Below are 1,642 nucleotides of genomic sequence, written 5' to 3' on the forward strand. Positions count from 1 at the left end.
CGATAGCTCCTAAAATCCGTAAGTGACCTAATGACATTCAATTCTGTAAACCAAACCGTGTTGTTTTGAAAAGTTGAGTAAAATCTAGGCTTTTGTTTTCTCTTGTTTCCGAAGTTTGTTTGTTTTTGCTGACTTGATTTACAGAATTATTGAAATTTTGAAAAGTAAAGACAGTTTTATCCAATACTTGTTTTAGAGGAATGAGCCATTTTTTTTTCGCAAAAGTTTTTTTATCAGGTATAGACAAAAGCTGGATTATATACTTTTAGCTTCATTTGTCTGCTTTGTTTTATCCATTTTGCAGGAAGAATTATAAATCGAAAAATAAATTTTTTAATTCGGTCGGTGGGTTTTATACTTTTGCATTTAGTTGAAAAATAGTTGATCACATTATTGTATAGGTTTCTGCAAATTGCTGAAAAATAGAGGAATACTGAGTTTTTGTTTAACGTAGAAAAAGGGAGGCATTGCCAACCAAAATCATTTTTTAAGATGTCAAACTGTCTTTCCATGTTGCCCCGCTTGGCGTAAAAATTAGCGACTTCCAAATCAGTCATATCAAAATTATTGGTCAATATTGCACGGTAATCATAGGCATCCTGTGTGATTATGTTCATTTGTCCATCATTTCTTAACCTGCGTTTTACCAAAAGGCGATACGGCTTGGGAGTAGCTTTATATTCTCTGGCTTGTTGTGAAAAAGGAGTGATCAAGATTGAACCTACTTGTAATTCCCCAAATTCATCTTTGGCTGTTGTCCAATCCTGAACTTGTGTAAAATATTTTTCCACGTAACTGTTTCTACAACCTACATAGAAAAACTCAGATTTTTCATTCAACAACTCAATGACTTCATATTGATAAGATGCTGCATCTGCTCTGAAATGTGAAACTTTTGAAGTTTTAACTTTTTCCAAAGCTCCAAACATGCGTTGTAAAGTATCAATTTGGAATGACTTGGCATCGGAATTACCATTTCTATTCTCGATGTAAAGGATATGTTCTTCGTTTATTGTACACACACCGGGTTGATAACCATAATCCCTTTTATAAGTCATTTTGCTATCGCTTTTTTCATTAAAAATGATAGTATTATCGTAGTCAAGTGTCAATTCCTGAGAATTTAATACCCCAAGTTTAGACAGTATTGCCATGTTTAGTTTACATAACTCTTCATTACTATTAAATTCATGCTCAACTGAACCTCTCTTAGTTTTACAAATCTGATTTTCAGTGGCTAACTCAGACAGGCGCTTCAGTAAAGTATCAGGACTAGGTAATTTTATATAAGGATTGTTTTCAAAATGCGGCCTTAAATTGGTGTGTATATCTTCAATGCAGTCCCCACCACAAAAATAAATTGACAGGAAAGAATAAAATAAATCTTTCCATGAATAACGAGAATTGGGGTTTAATTTAGGTAAAGAATCAGATAGGATATCACTAATATTCAGCTTGTTAAGGTGTTCAAAAACGAAATTCATCCCTCCAAATGCTGATATTGAATTTGATTTTACTACTTTCATTCATCGATTGTTTGTGCAACACCAAATTAGGTGAAATAATCGAAACCGCAAAGCCTTAGCAATTAAGGTTTTGCGGTATTTTTAAACATCTGTATGCGGATTTTAGGAGCTATCGG

1 protein-coding gene is annotated in these 1,642 nt (G+C 33.3%); it reads right to left on the minus strand.

All coding sequences use genetic code 11. The annotated features are described in order from the left end of the window. Window positions 1-233 precede the first annotated feature (233 nt). Window positions 234-1,526 (minus strand): IS1380 family transposase, encoded by a 1,293-nt coding sequence (locus HMJ38_RS25010; protein ID WP_194977185.1) that lies wholly within the window; start codon window positions 1,524-1,526, stop codon window positions 234-236. Window positions 1,527-1,642: the final 116 nt, after the last annotated feature.

Source organism: Aquiflexum lacus (assembly GCF_015476655.1).
Lineage (GTDB): Bacteria > Bacteroidota > Bacteroidia > Cytophagales > Cyclobacteriaceae > Aquiflexum > Aquiflexum lacus.